We start from the raw sequence: 17,537 nt of genomic DNA, 5'->3' as shown, positions 1-17,537 counted from the left end.
AAGCGTGCTGGGTATTCATCCCAAGCACGCTTTAGTTTATTTAGAGGATATAAGGTCCTAGTAGGAAGATTAAGATTCCAAGATTAAGTCCAAGTTGGTACGACGTTCGTTGAAGAATCGTCCACTCTTGATCCTGTCCCAAACGACTAATTATAAAGGAAGCAAGGAAGATAATAATTGGCCAAACATAGGCCGCACCTTGAAATGTAAGATAGGAAGGAGCTAGGTACTGGAAGGGACCATCAAGAATAGAAGGTAGAAAAATCATTTGAGATCCCACACATAGTAACACGATTGCCCATTCTACCCACTTCTTATCCTGTTCAATCGCTGTTGTATTTGCGAAATACAAATACATTAACCCAACAGCTGGAAGGATTAGAAAGCCGAATGAGAAGGCGAGCATAGCGAACATCCCAACAATAGCTGTAAAAGTATAGAAGAGGGCGGTCTTTAAATCCTGTCCAGTAGTTGCATTGCTACTCTTCACGACATCTGGAGAAGTAGTAGATCCGTGTAAAACATAGCCACTTTTCTCTTTATCGATCCAGATGACTGAACTCTCGGAAACAGATACCGGGCGTATTGAAAGCTCCTCGCTCGTACTTCTTCGGAATGCTACCCATTCATCGTTCTGTTGTGTAGCTTCGTAAATACTTATAACTTCTCGTTTTGGTGAAATTTCACCATTTGCGCTGAATAAAAGATGAGGCTCGCCGTTTATTTCATTTAATGAGAAATAATTAGGCTTTGTAAAATCATCTCCTGTTTCCGTGTTAGAGATTTTAAGAAGATTGACATCAGCCATTTTTCCTTCCACACTTTCTCCGTAGTACGTGTTCACTATTCTTGTTCCTTGTCTTGTAGCGAAAGCAGTATAGGTGAATACTAACCCCTTATCTGTGTAGATTGCTTGAAGGTTGCTAAATAGTTCACCTGAAGATAGGGCGGTTTCATAAACCAGTTCAGGATCCGCGCTCTGCTCCAGTGTAAAGAATTGGTTCATTGCATCTGTTTGAACGTAAAGCAAGGCCTTTCCATCTTCGGTTAATACGGCACTTTTTATGTAGGGTGATATTTTTGTTGCTGATTCAATGGTACCTTCTGGTGTAATGAAATAAAGCTGATGACGTGACCAGGCAACAATGCCATTGTCAGATGCATTGAGACCTTCGATATTCTCAACAATTGTTTCCTCTTTATCATTATTAGAGTAAACCAGCGCATCTTTATTCTTGTAGATTGCTTGCTGATCATCTACGTAGAAAGAATAGCCTTCTGGAACGGCGTAACTTAAATCCTCTGTTTCAACTTCTAACTGTTCGTTAACAGTCACTTTACGTACAGGGTCTCCGCTGAAGTAGAGTGTGGTCTGATCATCCTCTTTTTGTGTAAACATTTGATTGTCCCGAGCGGCAACGTTAAGATCAACTGTTCGACTCCAACTTTCATCAGGCTTCTCTTGGAGTATTGATAGCTGATGAAGAAAGACGAGTAGTAAAATAACGAAAGCAGTTAGAATTGGTATCCCAAATTTTTTCATCAAAGTCCCCCTTACTTTTTACATCCATTTGAATTTTACATAAGTTTCTAAAAATTTACAATATTTTTCCTGAAATAACCTGAAGGATTTGTGATTTGGATACGAAAGGATATTTTTGATGATAGAGGCAGTCTTTTTATATTAAATGCTCTTTCCAAAAATCTTATTTTTAGAAGGCTCTTCTCGTAAACAATGTTGCTATAAAAGTAGTGGTTGATTTCCGCTCCAGGATGCTCGCTTTCCGCGGGGCGGGCGCTGAGCCTCCTCGGCGCGCAAGAACATCGCGCCTGCGGGGTCTCACCTGTCCCGCTAGTCCCGCAGGAGTCGAGCACCTTCCGCTCCAATCAACCATGATATCGGGTTCTTTATAGAAAAATCTTTGAAAAGCAACAATCTTTTAGAAAACAGCGTTTTTAAAAAATATGTATATAAGAATTTATACTTCAAGGTTGATTGGAGCGGAAATCAAGCGCTTTATAGTAACAATGTCTATGATAAGAGGCATAATAAAAAACGAGTGCAATGCACTCGTTTATTCATTAACTTCTATGCCAGTCTTTTCAATTTCCTTCACAACGATTTCGCCGGTTCCTCTAGGGATTTTGACTGTATGAATGGTTTGAGCTTCTAAGGCACGAGCAATGGCATTTGTTGCTTCAGTAGGGTCGATTTTATCACCGCACGTATATACATCAATTGAAGCGTAACCATGTTCAGGAAAACTGTGGATAGTGAGATGAGATTCGGCAATGATAACCGCACCACTTATTCCCTGAGGTTCGAACGGATGAAAGACAACATCTCTTATTTCTGCACCTGCTTCGAGTGCAGCACTTGCAAAGGTTTCTTCTATATAGATTAGATCGTTTAATTTTTCTTTGTTACAATTCCACATTTCGGCAATGATATGGTGACCTAATGTTTCGATGATGATAGCCTCCCTTTTTGACTCCTTCCTATAGTGTTCATTACAGGAATTTGATTTATACAGGATTTCTCCCCTATACAGCGCATTGTTAAACAGGGAATTGCAATAGAGCATAGAATGATGAGGTTAAGACGACATTTCTTGACTCTTTATGTTCAAAAGATTAAACTCAGGAACTATTACAATGTGTTAAAGGAGATCGCGATATGGACATGCTGCCTGAACTTATTAACCGTCATAAACAATACTTCTATACAGGTGAAACGAAATCATTTGAATTCAGGCAAAAACAGCTTGAAACTTTACGGGGTGTTATTAAGGAATATGAACCTGAAGTGATGGAAGCATTAAAAGAAGACCTTCATAAATCTGAATGGGAAGCATATACAACGGAAATAGGATTCCTACTTGAAGAAATCAAATTCACCTTGAAACACTTGAAAGAGTGGATGAGCCCTCAGAAGGTAAAATCACCTATTACTCATTTAGGTTCGAAGAGTTTAATTCACCAGGAACCTTATGGAGTGACATTAATTATTGCGCCATGGAACTATCCGTTTCAGCTCCAGTTGGCACCACTTATTGGTGCAATTGCTGCCGGGAACTGTGCGGTTTTAAAGCCATCAGAGCTAACGCCTGCTGTATCTGCTGTCATTACTAAAATGATTAGAGAGGTTTTTCCAGACGATTACATTTCAGTTGTAGAGGGCGGAGTGGACACGAGTACGGAGCTATTAAATCAGCCGTTTGACCACATCTTCTTTACTGGTAGCGTACCAGTAGGAAAGATTGTGATGGAAGCTGCAGCAAAACAATTGATCCCTGTAACGCTTGAGCTTGGAGGGAAGAGCCCTGCGATTGTAGATAAGGAGGCAAATCTGAAGCTCGCTGCCAAACGAATTCTATGGGGTAAGTTTACTAATGCAGGACAAACCTGTATTGCCCCGGACTATATGTATGTTCATAGCGATGTGAAATTAGATTTACTTCATCATATGAGTGAAGCTCTTCTCGAATTTTACGGAGAAGATCCATTATCGAGTGACAAATATAGTCATATCGTTAGTGATAAGCACTTTGAGAGACTGAAGGGTTTTCTAACTGATGGTGATGTGTTAATTGGCGGGCAACATAAGGAGAGTGAACGTGTAATTGCTCCAACGATTATTGATAACATTTCGTGGGATGACCCAGTAATGCAGGAAGAAATTTTCGGACCAATTCTTCCTGTCCTTGAATTTACTGAACTTAATCAAGTTGTAGACGAAGTGCGTCGTCGTCCAAAGCCCCTTGCCTTATATTTCTTCTCAGAGTCCGAAGAAAAGCAGGATCTAATTACCTCTTCCCTTTCGTTTGGAGGAGGTTGTATGAATGATACGTTAATGCATATTGTAACACCATACCTTCCATTTGGTGGGGTCGGATCGAGTGGTACTGGTAGCTATCATGGAAAGGCGAGTTTTGAAGCTTTTTCTCATCGTAAAAGTATCGTGAAACAAACGACAAATTTTGATTTCTCATTTCGGTATCCATCTGCGAAAAATGGCTTGAAAATAATTAAGAGAATTATGGGATAAGGAGGGCATTGCCTTCCTTTTCTTTCTTTTGTCGTCGTTATTCAATCATTTAAGAGCGATATAGGAGTCGCTAAAAACGCTAGTTGTTTTTCTTTAGTCTTAGAAATAGTCATGGTATGATTACGGCAAAGCTGTACTCAGGTAAAGTCCTTTCAGCGTTAGTAATGATAGATATAGGAGGAATTACATATGAATAAAGGAGTTATTAGTTTAGGTGAAGCATTAATCGACTTTATCCCTCTTGATCAAGAGAATCTTACCTATCAGAAAAGTCCGGGAGGCGCACCCGCGAATGTTTCGGTAGGGCTTGCCCGTCTTGGTGTGAAATCGACTTTTTTAGGTAAGGTAGGAGATGATGTTCTTGGGCGTTTTCTACAAGAAACGCTTAGAAATTACGGTGTTGATGTTTCTACTTTGATACTAACTGAGTCCGCCAGAACAGGTGTTGTTTTCGTAACGAATGCAGAAAATGGTGAGCGTAGCTTCGACTTTTACATAAATCCGAGTGCGGATCGCTTTTTAAATGCTGAAGAAATTAGTGATGAACTGTTTGCTCATCATCGTATTCTTCATTTCGGTTCTATTTCGATGATTAGCGAACCTTCTCGTAGTGCGACGAAAAAAGCTGTTCAAACAGCGAAAGAAAAAGGGATGCTTATTTCCTATGATCCTAATCTTCGTCTTGGGTTATGGGAAAGTGAAGAGCGTGCTAAAGAAACAATCGTTTCGATGCTATCAGAAGCAGATATCCTCAAGCTTTCAGAAGAAGAGCTAACATTCATTACAGGGGAAGAGAACGTTGAGGCAGGAATTAAAAAGCTTTCGCATTATAAAATTCCCGTCATCTTCATTACGATGGGTGGAGAAGGTAGCCTTGTTTTCACTCCAGACTATTCACTAAGAGTACCTGCTATGAAAGTTAAGGCAGTCGATACGACTGGTGCAGGGGATGCATTTGTATCTGGAATTCTTCATGGATTTAATGAGTATGAAGGTTCGCTCTCAGAGCTAACGAAGGAAGATCTTGAGGGCATGACTAGATTTGCGAGTGTTTCTGGAGCTCTTGCAGCAGCTACAAAAGGTGCGATGACAGCACTTCCGACAAAAGACGAAGTAGAAGATATACTAATGAAAGATATGAAGTAAGATGAAGCTCCGCTTTTGCGGGGCTTTTTTGGATGGTTTCTCGATTAACATGGAGAAACTAGATTGAATAGCGGTGGTACGATACAATGAAATAGGCTTTTTATTAATAACCGGAGGTGCTCAAGATGAACCAGGATTTTCTACTAGAACTACTATCAACCCCCTCTCCATCAGGAGCGGAGATGGAAATTCAACACAAGTGGATGGATTATGTAAGTAAGTTCGCTGATGAAATGAGAACGGACAATGCCGGAAATGCAATCGGTATACTTAATCCCGATGCTGACTTCAAAGTTCTTCTTGCAGGACATTGTGATGAGATCGGATTTATGATTAAGAAAATTGATCAAAACGGATTTATCCGCGTCGAGAAGCTTGGCGGTATAAGCCAAAAACCTGCAATTGGTATGAAGGTAACCATTCTTGGTACACACGGTAAATTAACCGGTGTATTTGGTGTGAATGCTGAACATCATGGTGGCGCGAAAGAGTTTAAATTCGAGGATCTTTACATAGACTGTGGTGCTAATACGAAGGAAGAGGTCGAAAAGTACGTCCAAATCGGAGATTTAGCAGTGTATAAGCGGGAAGCTGAGTTTCTACTTAACGATAAAATTAGCGGAAGAGGACTTGATAATCGAACAGGATCTTTCATTGTAGCTGAGGTTCTTCGTGAAGTTGCGAAGCGTAATCCTAAAGTTGGGGTGTATGCAGTTAGCACTGTTAACGAAGAAACAAACATGGGAGGAGCTTATTTCGCTGGTGCAGGTATAGAGCCGACGATGGCCATCGCATGTGATGTTACGTTCTCATCTGATTATCCTGGTGTTGATTCAAGTAAACATACTGAAGTGAATCTTGGAGGAGGACCAGTTCTAGCTAAAGGGGCTCCAATTAATCATAAGATTAATCAATTGCTTGAGAAAGCAGCAAAGAAGCTTGATCTTAAGCTACAATATGAACTGACTCCAAGAATGACAGGCACCGATGCGGATAAGCTACGTCTAACAGGACATGGTGTACCAGTTTCACTCGTGTCATTGCCACTTCGTTATATGCATGCACCTGTTGAAACAGTTAGCTTAACAGATATGAAAGAAGAAATTGATCTACTTGTGGAAATGATTGCAGACCTAACAGGTGAAGAAAGCGTTAATCCATTAAGTAAATAATAATATTGACAAAATTGTGACAATGGTGCTAAGCTTACAGAGTGAAAATAACGGTAAAGGAGAGTGTGTTTGATGAGATATGTAGCAGAACGTTCTATTCAATTAACTTCATATACTCATGGACGCACTTTCCCTGTCATATAGTCCTTCGTTTCAAAAGGATTGGGCACGCGTCTAAACGTGTGCTCTTTTCTATGTCTTCATAAGCAATCAGGCATAACCGCGCGCGGTTATGCCTTTTTTGTTTTGGAAAGGCAGTAATGAATTTAATTGCATCTCGGAGGTGAGATTGGTGTTCAACAGCTAAGTAAACTAATGTATCCAACTTTAATGGTGATTGGAGTGGTTTTATTGTTCTCAATTTTGCGTAAGTTAAGCTGGTTCTTTAAACAGCATTGGAAGCGCTATAGTCTAGCAATTAGTTTGTTGATCCTCGGAGGAATACTTGAAGTGATTCCCCCTAAACTAATTGGAATGGCTATTGATGAAATCAATATTGGTAGCCTAACTTGGGAAAGCTTAAGGAATTATTTATTCATTTATGGTGGTTTATTAATTGTCGTTTATTTAATTACGTATGTATGGATGTATAAGCTTTTCGGAGGAGCCTTCCTCGTAGAACGAACGCTACGCTCGAAGTTTATGAAACACCTTTTTAAAATGACTCCTTCTTTTTATGAAAAGAACCGTACAGGTGATTTAATGGCGAGGGCTACGAATGATCTTAAAGCAGTGTCGATGACCGCAGGCTTCGGTATTTTGACATTAGTTGATTCAACGATCTTTATGTTTCTTATCCTCACGACAATGGGTGTATTGATTAGCTGGAAACTGACACTAGCTGCTATCATTCCACTACCGCTCATGGCACTTGCCATGAATAAATACGGCAGCATTATTCATAGGCGATTTACAGCGGCTCAGGATTCCTTTGGGCATATGAATGATCAGGTTCTAGAGTCTATAGCGGGTGTTAGGGTAACACGCGCATATGTTCAGGAAAGAGCAGATCAAAGGAAATTTCAGAACCTAACGGAGGATGTATACAGGAAGAATATCGATGTAGCGAAAGTTGATGTGCTATTTGAACCAACGATTAAGGTTCTCGTAGGCATTAGTTACTTAATTGGTTTAGGATACGGGGCATATCTCGTTTTTCACAAAGCATTAACACTAGGTGAATTGGTTTCTTTTAACGTATATTTAGGAATGCTTATCTGGCCGATGATTGCGGTTGGTGAATTAATTAATGTTATGCAGCGAGGTAATGCCTCACTTGATCGTGTGCTAGAAACACTCTCACGTGAAGAGGATGTGAAGGAACATCCGAAGCCGCAGCAACTAGAAGTACCAGGGACGATCGAATTCAATCATGTAACGTTTACGTACCCTACATCATCCGTGAAGAATTTGCATGAAGTTTCGTTTACGTTAAAGAAAGGGCAAACTCTTGGCATTGTAGGTAGGACTGGAAGTGGTAAAACTACCTTACTTAAACAGCTATTAAGGGAGTACCCAGTAGGAGACGGGGAGATTCTTTTCTCAGGCGTTCCCATTCAAAATTTGCCACTTAGTACCCTTCAGAGCTGGATTGGCTATGTCCCGCAGGATCAAATGCTTTTCTCTAGGTCAGTTCGTGAAAATCTTCTTTTTGGGAAAAGCTCGGGTACAGATCAAGATGTTGATCGGGTTCTGAGACTTGCTGATTTCCAAAAGGATATTCACGTTCTTCCGGATGGACTAGAGACACTTGTTGGTGAGAAAGGGGTCGCTCTTTCTGGTGGACAGAAACAACGCGTATCTATTGCTAGAGCACTTATGATTGATCCTGAGATTCTAATTCTTGATGATGCGATGTCTGCAGTAGATGGGAAAACAGAAGCAAAGATCATTTCAAATATCCGAAGTGAGCGTGCTGGAAAAACGACGTTCATTGCAACACACCGATTATCAGGAGTGAAGCATGCTGATTGGATCGTTGTTCTTGATAATGGTGAGATAATTGAAGAAGGTACCCACACAGAACTGCTTAAACAAGAAGGCTGGTATAGAGAGCAATATGATCGACAGCAGCTGGAAGATTCTCTTAAGGAGGTGCTGTAATTGAATCGACATGTCGGAAAGCGATTGGTTCAGTACGCACTTGGTTTCAAAAAAAGTATCATCATTGCCCTTCTCCTCTTAACAGTCGCTGTTACGGCTGAGCTCTCAGGTCCTTTCATAGCTAAGAGAATGATTGATGTTCATATCCTGGGGATTGAAAAATCCTGGTATGAATCAGATCAGGGAGAGGATGCAGTCAAGTATGAAGGAGAATGGTATAAACGAAGTGACAACTTCGAAAGTGGAGAAGAAAGAGGAAGTGAAGTTCGCATCCTTCAGGTTGGTCGAGACTATTATTTCATCGATCAGTCAATCGCCTTTGATGGAGAAAGATCCATTAAAGGTAATGAGCTAACGATAGCTAAAGATGGAAAAAAGGAAACATATGGAGCTGAAGAGCTAAGTAACGAAGAGCTTCTTGCATTCTATCAACCACAAATTGAACCAATGATATGGCTAATCGCACTTTATTTTGGATTGCTTGTGTTTGCTTCCTTTTTTGAATATGGGCAGGGTCTTATCCTGCAAACATCAGCCAACCGCATCATTCAGAAAATGAGGACTGATGTTTACGGGCAAATTCAGCGTTTGCATATTAATTATTTTGATAACCTTCCTGCTGGAAAAGTAGTAGCGAGAATTACAAACGACACTGAAGCGATACGTGAACTGTATGTAACAGTACTTGCTACATTTTTCACGAGCATCGTCTATATGACGGGGATTTTTATTGCACTCTTTTTACTGGATGTGAAGCTAGCTCTTATAACTTTAACGATTGTTCCGCTCCTGTTTATTTGGATTACGGTTTATCGGAGGTATGCATCTAAGTTTAATAAGGTCATTCGCACTAGAATTAGCGACATTAATGGCATGATTAACGAATCCATTCAGGGTATGTCTATTATTAGAGCATTTAAACGTCAAGATGAGACGGAAAAGGAATTTGAAGAGTTAAATGATAGTCATTTTACGTATCAGAATAAGCTATTAAATTTAAACGCTTTAATGTCGTATAACCTTGTTAATATTCTTCGAAATATCTCATTCGTCGCGTTAATTTGGTATTTCGGTGGAGCTTCGCTAACTGCTGGAGCAGTGATTAGTCTTGGAGTTCTATATGCCTTCGTTGATTATATGAATCGCTTATTTCAGCCTGTTACAAATATGGTTAACCAGCTAGCGAACCTTGAGCAAGCGTTAGTAGCAGCTGATCGTGTGTTTGAACTTCTTGACGAAAAAGGAGAAGAAGTTTCAGACGGTAAGCTTGATCGATATGAAGGCAACGTTGCCTTCGAACAAGTTTCTTTTGCTTACAAAGGTGATGACTATGTTTTAAAAGATTTGTCCTTTGAAGCCAAAAAAGGTGAAACTGTTGCGCTCGTCGGCCATACAGGTTCTGGAAAAAGTTCAATAATGAATTTATTATTTCGCTTTTATGATAATCAAAAAGGAACTATATCCATTGATGGTAGGGATATTCAGGATATTCCAAAGCAGCAGTTGAGACAGCATATGGCAATTGTTCTTCAGGATCCTTTCTTATTTACAGGTACGATTGCATCTAATGTAAGTCTTGATGATCCATCCATCTCACGTGAAAAAATAGAGAAGGCTTTAAAAGATGTGGGAGCTGATCAGCTTTTACGCACGCTTCCAAAAGGATTCGATGAGCCAGTTATTGAGAAAGGGAGTACGCTATCTTCTGGTCAACGTCAGCTGATTTCATTTGCAAGGGCCTTAGCATTTGATCCTGCTGTTTTGATTCTTGATGAAGCTACATCAAACGTTGATACGGAGACAGAGATGATGATTCAGCATGCGCTCGATATTTTAAAGAAGGGGCGAACAACGTTTATTATCGCTCATCGTCTTTCAACGATTCGAGAAGCGGATCAAATTCTTGTGCTTCATCAAGGCGAGATTGTTGAGCGTGGAAATCACGATGACTTAATGGAGCGTAAAGGTAGATACTACCAAATGTATCAGCTTCAGCAAGGAAAGAAGATCGAGCAGGCAGTGTAATGACAAGTTAACTAAATATCCAAAACAAAAGCCGTAGCTTAGCTACGGCTTTTGTTTTGGGGCGCCAGGTGGCAAGTAATAAGGTGGTGTTTTGAGCCAGCTTCTTTTCTCCATCAATGTTTTAAGCTCTGCTGAGTACATAAGAATATTGGCTTGAACCTTAAGAAACATTAAGCCGATATCTGTCCTAGTGGATTGGGAAATGGAGCTGGCACATAGCATATTAACAGCAGCTAGCTTCAACGCAATTCCATTAGCGATTTCGTCATCTGTTAATTTTACACCTGGTGGTATCTCTGATGAAGTCGAATCGGGCTTAGCCTGGGAGGTAGCAGGCAGCTGTACACCTTCTTTAATTAGAAAATCTCTCAATTTGTTCCAATCCTCAACACTGCCGTCAAAAATTTCCTGGGTTATGTTTTTAAGTGGTTTATCTTCAGTGGTATTCAGAGCCATTTTATAGAAAATCTGGGCTTCTCTAAAAATGGCATAAGCTGTCCAGCAGCTCATCACCTCTCCCACGTGCATTGGCGGTTTAGGAGTATCGTCTTTATGGGATTGAATCGCACTTAGCATCGATTTAAATATTTTTTGCATCGTCACAAACCTCCTCACTTCTATACTGGTTTAGAGTGAGGAGAATTATGTAGCGGAGTCTGTAGATAAGGGTCTTCGTTTCAGTGTAGCAGCATCACTTATCTTGACGATGGACGAAACCCAGCTTCTTCTGCTTCTGACTTGCTACAGAACATTTCTTCCGCTACGGTAATATCGTAATAAGCACCATCTGGATTATGATAGATCTTTTCTCCTTTTGAATTGATGTTTCCTTTGATTTCACATCCATTTGATGGTGGCGTTACCGATTTTTTCTGTGATGATCCCTTAAAGCCCTCTTCTTGAACGTAGTTTTCCATGCTCCAAATTCCGATTGCTTTCTCCTGAGCTTCACGCTGTATGGTCTGAAATTGATCTACGTATTTCACATTTGGTTGATATATATAAGCGACCCTAGCAAGCCCTTCTTCGAGAAGCATTTCGTTAAACATGCTGTCTCCAATCCAAACGTAGGCGAGCAATCTCCCGTATTTGTCTCGTTCTGAGACATCTAACTCAATACCAACTTCTTTGCCTTCTAATGTGTCTTTTGCAAATTGTGAAGCTTCTGGACCAAAGGGTTGGACTGGCTTTGTTGGATGTTTGGTTTCTGGTGTGTCCACAAGAAGGAGCCTAATTGTTTCTTCGCGGTTCTCAACTTGCACTTTTAAGGTATCTCCGTCAACAACACGTTCTACGGTCGCAGGGATTGTATTTTCTTTCATGACTGGTTCTGAAGAAGTAGTAGAACAGGCGGTTAAGACGATAAAAAGTATAAATAAAGGCAGTAAATGTGCTCTCATGTGTCATTCCCTTTCAAAGTAATTCTGGTCATACGATTCTATCGTGTGCATAAACTAAACGGGGGGTGGTCTTTAGTGAATCACGGATGTATTTACTGTGAGAAAGAATTGCTCTTCCCTTGGGAAAGAAGAAGGTTGATTTGTGATGGGTGCCATTATGCGATATCTGACAGTTATCATGAAGAGTATAGAGAGATAAGTGAAAGGAAAATAGAACAGAAATCCCGTCAGATTTGACGGGATTTCTTCGTGCTGTGGCGTAAGCAATTAGTATCTTTTCACTGCGAGTGTGCAGCGCGAGATACAAATCAATTCTTCAATTTCGTCAACGATGTTAATTTCCCATACCATTGTTCTTCTACCAATGTGAATAGGTTGTGCGATCGCGCGCACAACACCATCCTTTTTGCTACGAAGATGGTTTGCATTGATCTCCATCCCGAACGTCGCTTCATTTTCTGAGTCAAGGTTCAAGGTGCCGCCAATACTTGCTGCTGATTCAGCAAGCGCTACTGATGCACCACCATGAAGAAAACCGAGTGGTTGATGCGTACTTGGACCTACTGGCATTTCTAGAACAACTTTTTCTGGTGTTAGTGTGATTGCTTTAATCCCAAGTGCTTCAAGCATTGTGTTTGCGAATTCCATCCAATCTCCCCATTTCTATGTACTTCTCTTCTCAGTATACACGACAGAATGCATACAAAAAGGCAAAAGTTCGCTAATCGAACTTTTACCTTTCCAATATGTTTTCTTAAACTAGATAGGCAACTAACAATCCTAATGCCATTAGCAAGCCAAATTGAGTGTGCATTTGAGCTGTTGCTTTCATAGCGTTTACCATTTCTACTGCTTTTGTTTTACCTTCAAATAACTTAATGGCTTTGTAAGCCTTTGGAATACTTAGAAGCACTAACAAAAGCCATAGCGATGCATCAATGGTGATAATTAGTCCAACGACCCAAAGATAAGAAACAATAAACATCAATTCTAGAGATGTAACAGCTTTATCATGACCGAGAAGAATGGCGACTGTTTGACGGCCTTTTTCTTTATCTCCTTCAAGATCACGAATGTTGTTAGCCATTAGGATTCCTCCAACGAGGATTGATATTGGAATGGATAATAGGACACTATCAGCTGTAATAACCTCAGCCTGAATATAAAATGATAATAAAACAAGAATTAGTCCCATAAATAATCCAGCTGCGATTTCCCCAAAAGGTGTATAGGCGATAGGATACGGTCCGCCAGTATAGAAATACCCAGCAGCCATACAGATTGTGCCGATAACGGCAATCCACCAAGTTGTTAATAAGCAAATGTATACACCTAATAAAATAGCAATAGCAAAGAAAATGAATGCAAGGTTAAGCACTGTCCTAGCGCTTACTCCATCTCGAACAATGGCTCCCCCAATCCCAACACTTTCTGCATGATCAAGGCCTCTTTTGAAATCATAATATTCATTAAACATATTTGTTGCCGATTGGATAAGAATGGATGCGATCATCATCGCCATAAACAATCCAAAATGTAATGTATGATTTTGAAGGGCAAGCATTGTGCCCAGGAAAACCGGGACGAATGAAGCAGTTAATGTGTGAGGTCTAAGTAATCGCCACCACACTTGCCATGTTGGTTTTGAAGGCGTGACTTTGCCCAGCTTATCGTGGCTGTTATTCATACGCTCTTCCATAAATTTGTGTCTCTCCCTTAAATAATGACCTTCATATAAATTACCCCTATAACCATTATAGTTTAAAAAAACGGATAGGGGGTGTCAATCATTTTGTCAATATAGAGTGAAACTTCCATCAGAGGAGTTTTCTTCATCCCATCTGATGGTTAGTTGAACCAATCGGACTTTAAGGGGCAGTTCACCCCACCTAATATACTGCCCTTAAGGTGGGATAAAGAAGAAAAACGACCACCTCATTTAAAGGTGATCGCTTCTTGATTAGTAATAAGGGTAAGGATATGGTCTGAAGAAAGCGATGCGACCCAATCCTACACCAAGCAGGCCTCCAAGAAAGCCTCCTGCAAATGCCCCGAAGAAAAACATACCGGGCCCATCTGGCTGTTGAGGACCATCACACTGACGATTTAATGGACGAATGTATACAAATTCATCGTCAACATCTTCAATATGACCTCGATGCAGTTCGCCATCATGACACCTAATTTCAACACATTGTCCAACATGTTGGCGACAAACACCATGGTAATAGTGTCTGGACATATAAGAACCTCCTTCTTAATTAGTCCATAAACAACTGCTATGCAGAGTCTACATTTATCAGTCTATGCAGACGGTTTATTTTGCTAAAGGCATTTGCGGAGCATTGAAATGATTTTTTTTCTTGAGATGGGGAATCTATAGATGAAAAGTCCATTTTAGACGAATCAGCTTCGTTGACAGCCTAAGCCGCACAGGTGTATCCTTTAAGTAACTGTGACCGAGGGTAACTCGGTCTGCTTTTGCATGGAAGAAAGTTGGGGGGAAAAGACGGTGTCTACATTACAACATCAAGAACTATATAGCCTGCTTCATCAAGGTATTCGTAAGGCAGAAAAGCGGGGAACGTCCGTGCTTGTTAGTCAGGTGCTATCAGTAGCTGCAGTCGATCCCCTCTCCTTTTATGCAGCTGGTCCGAATAAGTATGAAAATGATCGAACGTTCTGGTCAGATCCGGAAAATGACACAACAATTGTTGGTCTTGGATCTGTTAAGCAATTTCAAGCATACAGAGACAGATTTCGAACGATAGAGAACGAGTGGCAAAGCTTTCTTCAGCACTCTGTTGTTGAAGGTGCTCCATCTCGACCAGGTGTTGGACCTGTACTGCTTGGTGGATTTGCTTTTGATCCTACTGCTCCAGAAAGTGGAGATTGGGAGCGTTTTCCTGAAGGGGGAATGGTGCTTCCAGAGTTAATGCTTACATCTGCTGGTAGTCAAGGGTGGCTCACAATCAATGCGATCGTATGTGGTGATGATGATTCCGATGCAATGGCGGAAGAACTTCTGGAAAAACATCACGGCATTCTAGCTCACTCATCTACCGATATCTCTCCAAAAATAGATGCTATTTCTATAGAAGAAATACGACCTGAAGATTGGAAAGAAACGGTGCGAAGTGCTGCTGCTAATATAAGAAAAGGAAAACTAGAGAAAGTTGTGCTGGCTAGAGAGATTAAGTTGCAATCCTCTAATTCATTCTCATCTTCACGCACTTTAATGAATTTGAAAAATCAGCAAAGCGACAGCTACTTGTTTGCTTTTGAATATGGCAAGAAGTGCTTTCTTGGTGCATCTCCAGAACGGCTAGTGAAAAGAGAAGGTCAACAGGTATATTCAACATGTCTTGCTGGGTCCATCCAAAGAGGTGAAACGCCTGAAAAGGATTATGAACTCGGCCATATTCTTCTAAATGATCATAAGAATCGTATTGAGCATGATCTGGTCGTACAGATGATTCGGAAAGCGATGGAAGAAGAATGTGATTTTGTACAAGTTCCTTCTAAGCCAGAATTGTTAAAAACGCCTCACATACAACATCTATTCACACCAGTCGTTGCAAGAGCAGGCGAGGGAACAAGTTTGCTTCGTATGGTTGAGCGCTTACACCCTACACCTGCACTTGGTGGATATCCACAAGAAGAGGCAGTGGAAGAAATTAAACGAATTGAGAATCTTGACCGAGGTTGGTATGCAGGACCAGTCGGTTGGATTGATTACCAGGGCAATGGGGAATTTGCAGTAGCGATTCGTTCTGGCTTATTGGATGGAGATCAAGCAACTCTTTATGCGGGATGCGGCATTGTAGCAGACTCAGATCCTGAGAGTGAATACGAAGAAACGAAGATGAAATTTAAACCGATGCTAACAGCTCTTGGAGGGAATCAATATGACTGATCAAGAAATACTTTCAAGCTACGTTGGTTCATTCGTTGATGAATTGGTTCGCTCAGGCGTGAAACAAGCTGTCATTAGTCCTGGATCTCGCTCAACCCCAATTGCAATGGTAATGGCTGAGCATCCTTCATTAAAAGTTTGGGTTCATGTAGATGAACGTTCTGCAGGCTTTTTTGCGCTAGGTATAGCCAAAGCGCAGAAAGAGCCTGTTGCTCTTTTGTGTTCATCTGGCACGGCAGGTGCAAACTATTATCCCGCTGTGATTGAAGCAGCTCAGTCAAAAGTTCCCCTTATTGTTTTAACAGCCGATCGCCCCCATGAACTTCGGGATAATGGAGCACCACAAGCTATTAATCAAATCGATTTATTTGGAGACTACCCTAAGTGGTTTATGGAAATGTCACTACCAGATTCTTCTTCAAACTTAATTCGTTACATAAGAACAGCTGCTTCAAGAGCGGCATCGGTTTCATCTGTTGCTCCTGCTGGACCTGTCCACCTTAATTTTCCTTTCAGGGATCCGCTTATTCCGGATTTATCTTATCCTGGTCTTTTTTTGGATGGACGTGAAGAGAACCGACCATGGGTCAGTGTTCCGGAGCAAGTTCGTGTTCTTACAGAAGGCGCAATAAAGCAATACGCAGAAAAGCTGTCTAGTAAAAAAGGAATTATTGTAGTCGGTCCGCAGGAAAACGAAGCGTTGGCATCGGCGGTATTTCGTCTAGCTGAAGTGCTGGGTTATCCGGTCCTTGCTGATCCGCTTTCCAACTGTCGTAGAATGCAAGAACCTCTTTTAATGGATGGCTACGACGCTTTTCTTAGAGGAGAGCCTGATACTGACCTTTATCCAGACGTTATTCTTCGTTTTGGTGCAATGCCTGTCTCTAAAGCCTATATGATGTTTGTGAAGCAGTTGGAAAATACGATGAGCATTGTAGTTGATGAAGCTGGATGGAGAGATCCTACTCTCTTCAGTACAGATATGCTCCCCGTCTCACCTGTCCAATTTGCGGATTCATTACGCGATGCTGTTCAGGGGATAGATAAGATCGATACCCATTGGATAGAAAAATGGCAGGAGAAGAATGCTAAGACACTGGACGCACTAACTTCACTAGATACTGAAGAGCTGTTTGAAGGACATGTGTTTAGTGAATTAAGTGGAATGATCCGTTCTGATGAACTTTTATTTGTTGGAAATAGTATGCCAATAAGAGATCTTGAGACCTTCTTTAACCCAAAGGATAACTCACCAAAAGTGATGGGAAACCGGGGAGCAAATGGAATTGATGGTGTCGTTTCAACAGCACTTGGAGCAAGCACAGCTTATCCATTCAGCGTTCTAGTTATTGGTGATCTTTCTTTCTACCACGATATGAATGGCCTACTACTTGCTAAGTTATATCACTTAAATATGACAGTGATTGTGGTGAACAACGATGGAGGCGGGATCTTCTCATTCTTACCACAGCGTGAGCAAGAAACTCATTTTGAACAGTTATTCGGTACCCCTCTTGGACTTGATTATGAACATGCTGCAGCTCTTTATGGAGCAAGTTTTGTTCGTGTGACAAACTGGGAAGAATTTAGAAGTGCTTTCATAAACAGTCGTAAGATGGAAGGGTTAAGCATCATCGAGGTGCCTACTGACCGTGATACGAATCTTACGCTTCATAAGGAAGTGTTTGCTAAGGTCAAAAAGGTTACAGCTAAGGGAGTGTCCTGAA

General features: G+C 40.9%; 14 protein-coding genes. 7 read left to right on the top strand and 7 right to left on the bottom strand.

What is annotated here, in order from left to right; all coding sequences use genetic code 11:
- Positions 1-40 precede the first annotated feature (40 nt).
- Entirely contained in the window at positions 41-1,543 is a 1,503-nt protein-coding gene (locus FBF83_RS14330; protein WP_136947851.1) for a hypothetical protein, read from the bottom strand.
- A gap of 532 nt (positions 1,544-2,075) precedes the next feature.
- Positions 2,076-2,471, bottom strand: a complete 396-nt coding sequence (speD, locus tag FBF83_RS14320) for an adenosylmethionine decarboxylase (protein WP_255436179.1) — start codon at positions 2,469-2,471, stop codon at positions 2,076-2,078.
- 206 nt (positions 2,472-2,677) lie between these two features.
- Between speD and FBF83_RS14315 the strand changes: the two genes are divergently transcribed.
- The 5 genes from FBF83_RS14315 (at position 2,678) to FBF83_RS14295 (ending at position 10,494) form a co-directional block, all read left to right on the top strand.
- On the top strand, positions 2,678-4,048 hold the full coding sequence (locus FBF83_RS14315; protein WP_136947848.1) for an aldehyde dehydrogenase: 1,371 nt from the start codon (positions 2,678-2,680) through the stop codon (positions 4,046-4,048).
- Between the two features lie 189 nt (positions 4,049-4,237).
- Positions 4,238-5,194 (top strand): aminoimidazole riboside kinase, encoded by a 957-nt coding sequence (locus FBF83_RS14310; RefSeq protein WP_136947847.1) that lies wholly within the window; start codon positions 4,238-4,240, stop codon positions 5,192-5,194.
- Positions 5,195-5,310: 116 nt separating this feature from the next.
- Positions 5,311-6,366: a M20/M25/M40 family metallo-hydrolase gene (locus FBF83_RS14305; RefSeq protein WP_205665325.1), complete on the top strand. Its 1,056-nt coding sequence runs from the start codon at positions 5,311-5,313 to the stop codon at positions 6,364-6,366.
- A gap of 351 nt (positions 6,367-6,717) precedes the next feature.
- The gene (locus tag FBF83_RS14300; protein WP_136947845.1) at positions 6,718-8,469 is read left to right on the top strand and encodes an ABC transporter ATP-binding protein; all 1,752 of its coding nucleotides are present in this window, start codon (positions 6,718-6,720) and stop codon (positions 8,467-8,469) included.
- The gene (locus FBF83_RS14295) at positions 8,470-10,494 is read left to right on the top strand and encodes an ABC transporter ATP-binding protein (protein ID WP_136947844.1); all 2,025 of its coding nucleotides are present in this window, start codon (positions 8,470-8,472) and stop codon (positions 10,492-10,494) included. It abuts the gene before it with no gap.
- A gap of 42 nt (positions 10,495-10,536) precedes the next feature.
- Here the strand turns inward: FBF83_RS14295 and FBF83_RS14290 are convergent, their stop codons facing one another.
- The 5 genes from FBF83_RS14290 to FBF83_RS14270 form a co-directional block, all read right to left on the bottom strand.
- A complete protein-coding gene (locus FBF83_RS14290) occupies positions 10,537-11,091 on the bottom strand; it encodes a DUF3231 family protein (RefSeq protein ID WP_136947843.1) in 555 nt (184 codons plus the stop codon).
- Positions 11,092-11,189: 98 nt separating this feature from the next.
- Positions 11,190-11,894 carry a thermonuclease family protein gene (locus tag FBF83_RS14285; RefSeq protein WP_136947842.1) on the bottom strand — a complete coding sequence of 235 codons (705 nt, stop codon included), beginning with the start codon at positions 11,892-11,894 and terminating at the stop codon, positions 11,190-11,192.
- A 267-nt stretch (positions 11,895-12,161) separates the two neighbouring features.
- On the bottom strand, positions 12,162-12,542 hold the full coding sequence (locus FBF83_RS14280; protein WP_136947841.1) for a hotdog fold thioesterase: 381 nt from the start codon (positions 12,540-12,542) through the stop codon (positions 12,162-12,164).
- A 106-nt stretch (positions 12,543-12,648) separates the two neighbouring features.
- Positions 12,649-13,581: a 1,4-dihydroxy-2-naphthoate polyprenyltransferase gene (locus FBF83_RS14275; RefSeq protein ID WP_136948064.1), complete on the bottom strand. Its 933-nt coding sequence runs from the start codon at positions 13,579-13,581 to the stop codon at positions 12,649-12,651.
- A gap of 273 nt (positions 13,582-13,854) precedes the next feature.
- On the bottom strand, positions 13,855-14,136 hold the full coding sequence (locus FBF83_RS14270) for a hypothetical protein (protein WP_136947840.1): 282 nt from the start codon (positions 14,134-14,136) through the stop codon (positions 13,855-13,857).
- A gap of 270 nt (positions 14,137-14,406) precedes the next feature.
- On the opposite strand from FBF83_RS14270, the gene FBF83_RS14265 reads away from it, so the two are divergent.
- Together FBF83_RS14265 and menD are read left to right on the top strand one after the other, a co-directional pair.
- Positions 14,407-15,810, top strand: a complete 1,404-nt coding sequence (locus tag FBF83_RS14265; RefSeq protein ID WP_169525489.1) for an isochorismate synthase — start codon at positions 14,407-14,409, stop codon at positions 15,808-15,810.
- Positions 15,803-17,536, top strand: coding sequence for a 2-succinyl-5-enolpyruvyl-6-hydroxy-3-cyclohexene-1-carboxylic-acid synthase (menD, locus tag FBF83_RS14260; protein ID WP_136947838.1), 1,734 nt, complete (start codon positions 15,803-15,805; stop codon positions 17,534-17,536). The genes FBF83_RS14265 and menD overlap by 8 nt, the downstream gene beginning before the upstream one ends.
- Position 17,537 lies beyond the last annotated feature (1 nt).

Source organism: Guptibacillus hwajinpoensis (assembly GCF_005144865.1).
Taxonomy (GTDB): domain Bacteria; phylum Bacillota; class Bacilli; order Bacillales; family Guptibacillaceae; genus Guptibacillus; species Guptibacillus hwajinpoensis_A.
This window is presented reverse-complemented; position numbering and strand designations above follow the sequence as displayed.

Bases quoted from the DNA above. Each gene is read 5' to 3' on its own strand.
- menD (WP_136947838.1), top strand. From the start codon at position 15,803: ATGACTGATCAAGAAATACTTTCAAGCTACGTTGGTTCATTCGTTGAT.
- FBF83_RS14275 (WP_136948064.1), bottom strand. From the start codon at position 13,581: ATGAATAACAGCCACGATAAGCTGGGCAAAGTCACGCCTTCAAAACCA.
- FBF83_RS14270 (WP_136947840.1), bottom strand. From the start codon at position 14,136: ATGTCCAGACACTATTACCATGGTGTTTGTCGCCAACATGTTGGACAA.
- FBF83_RS14315 (WP_136947848.1), top strand. From the start codon at position 2,678: ATGGACATGCTGCCTGAACTTATTAACCGTCATAAACAATACTTCTAT.
- FBF83_RS14285 (WP_136947842.1), bottom strand. From the start codon at position 11,894: ATGAGAGCACATTTACTGCCTTTATTTATACTTTTTATCGTCTTAACC.
- FBF83_RS14310 (WP_136947847.1), top strand. From the start codon at position 4,238: ATGAATAAAGGAGTTATTAGTTTAGGTGAAGCATTAATCGACTTTATC.
- FBF83_RS14330 (WP_136947851.1), bottom strand. From the start codon at position 1,543: ATGAAAAAATTTGGGATACCAATTCTAACTGCTTTCGTTATTTTACTA.
- FBF83_RS14290 (WP_136947843.1), bottom strand. From the start codon at position 11,091: ATGCAAAAAATATTTAAATCGATGCTAAGTGCGATTCAATCCCATAAA.
- FBF83_RS14280 (WP_136947841.1), bottom strand. From the start codon at position 12,542: ATGGAATTCGCAAACACAATGCTTGAAGCACTTGGGATTAAAGCAATC.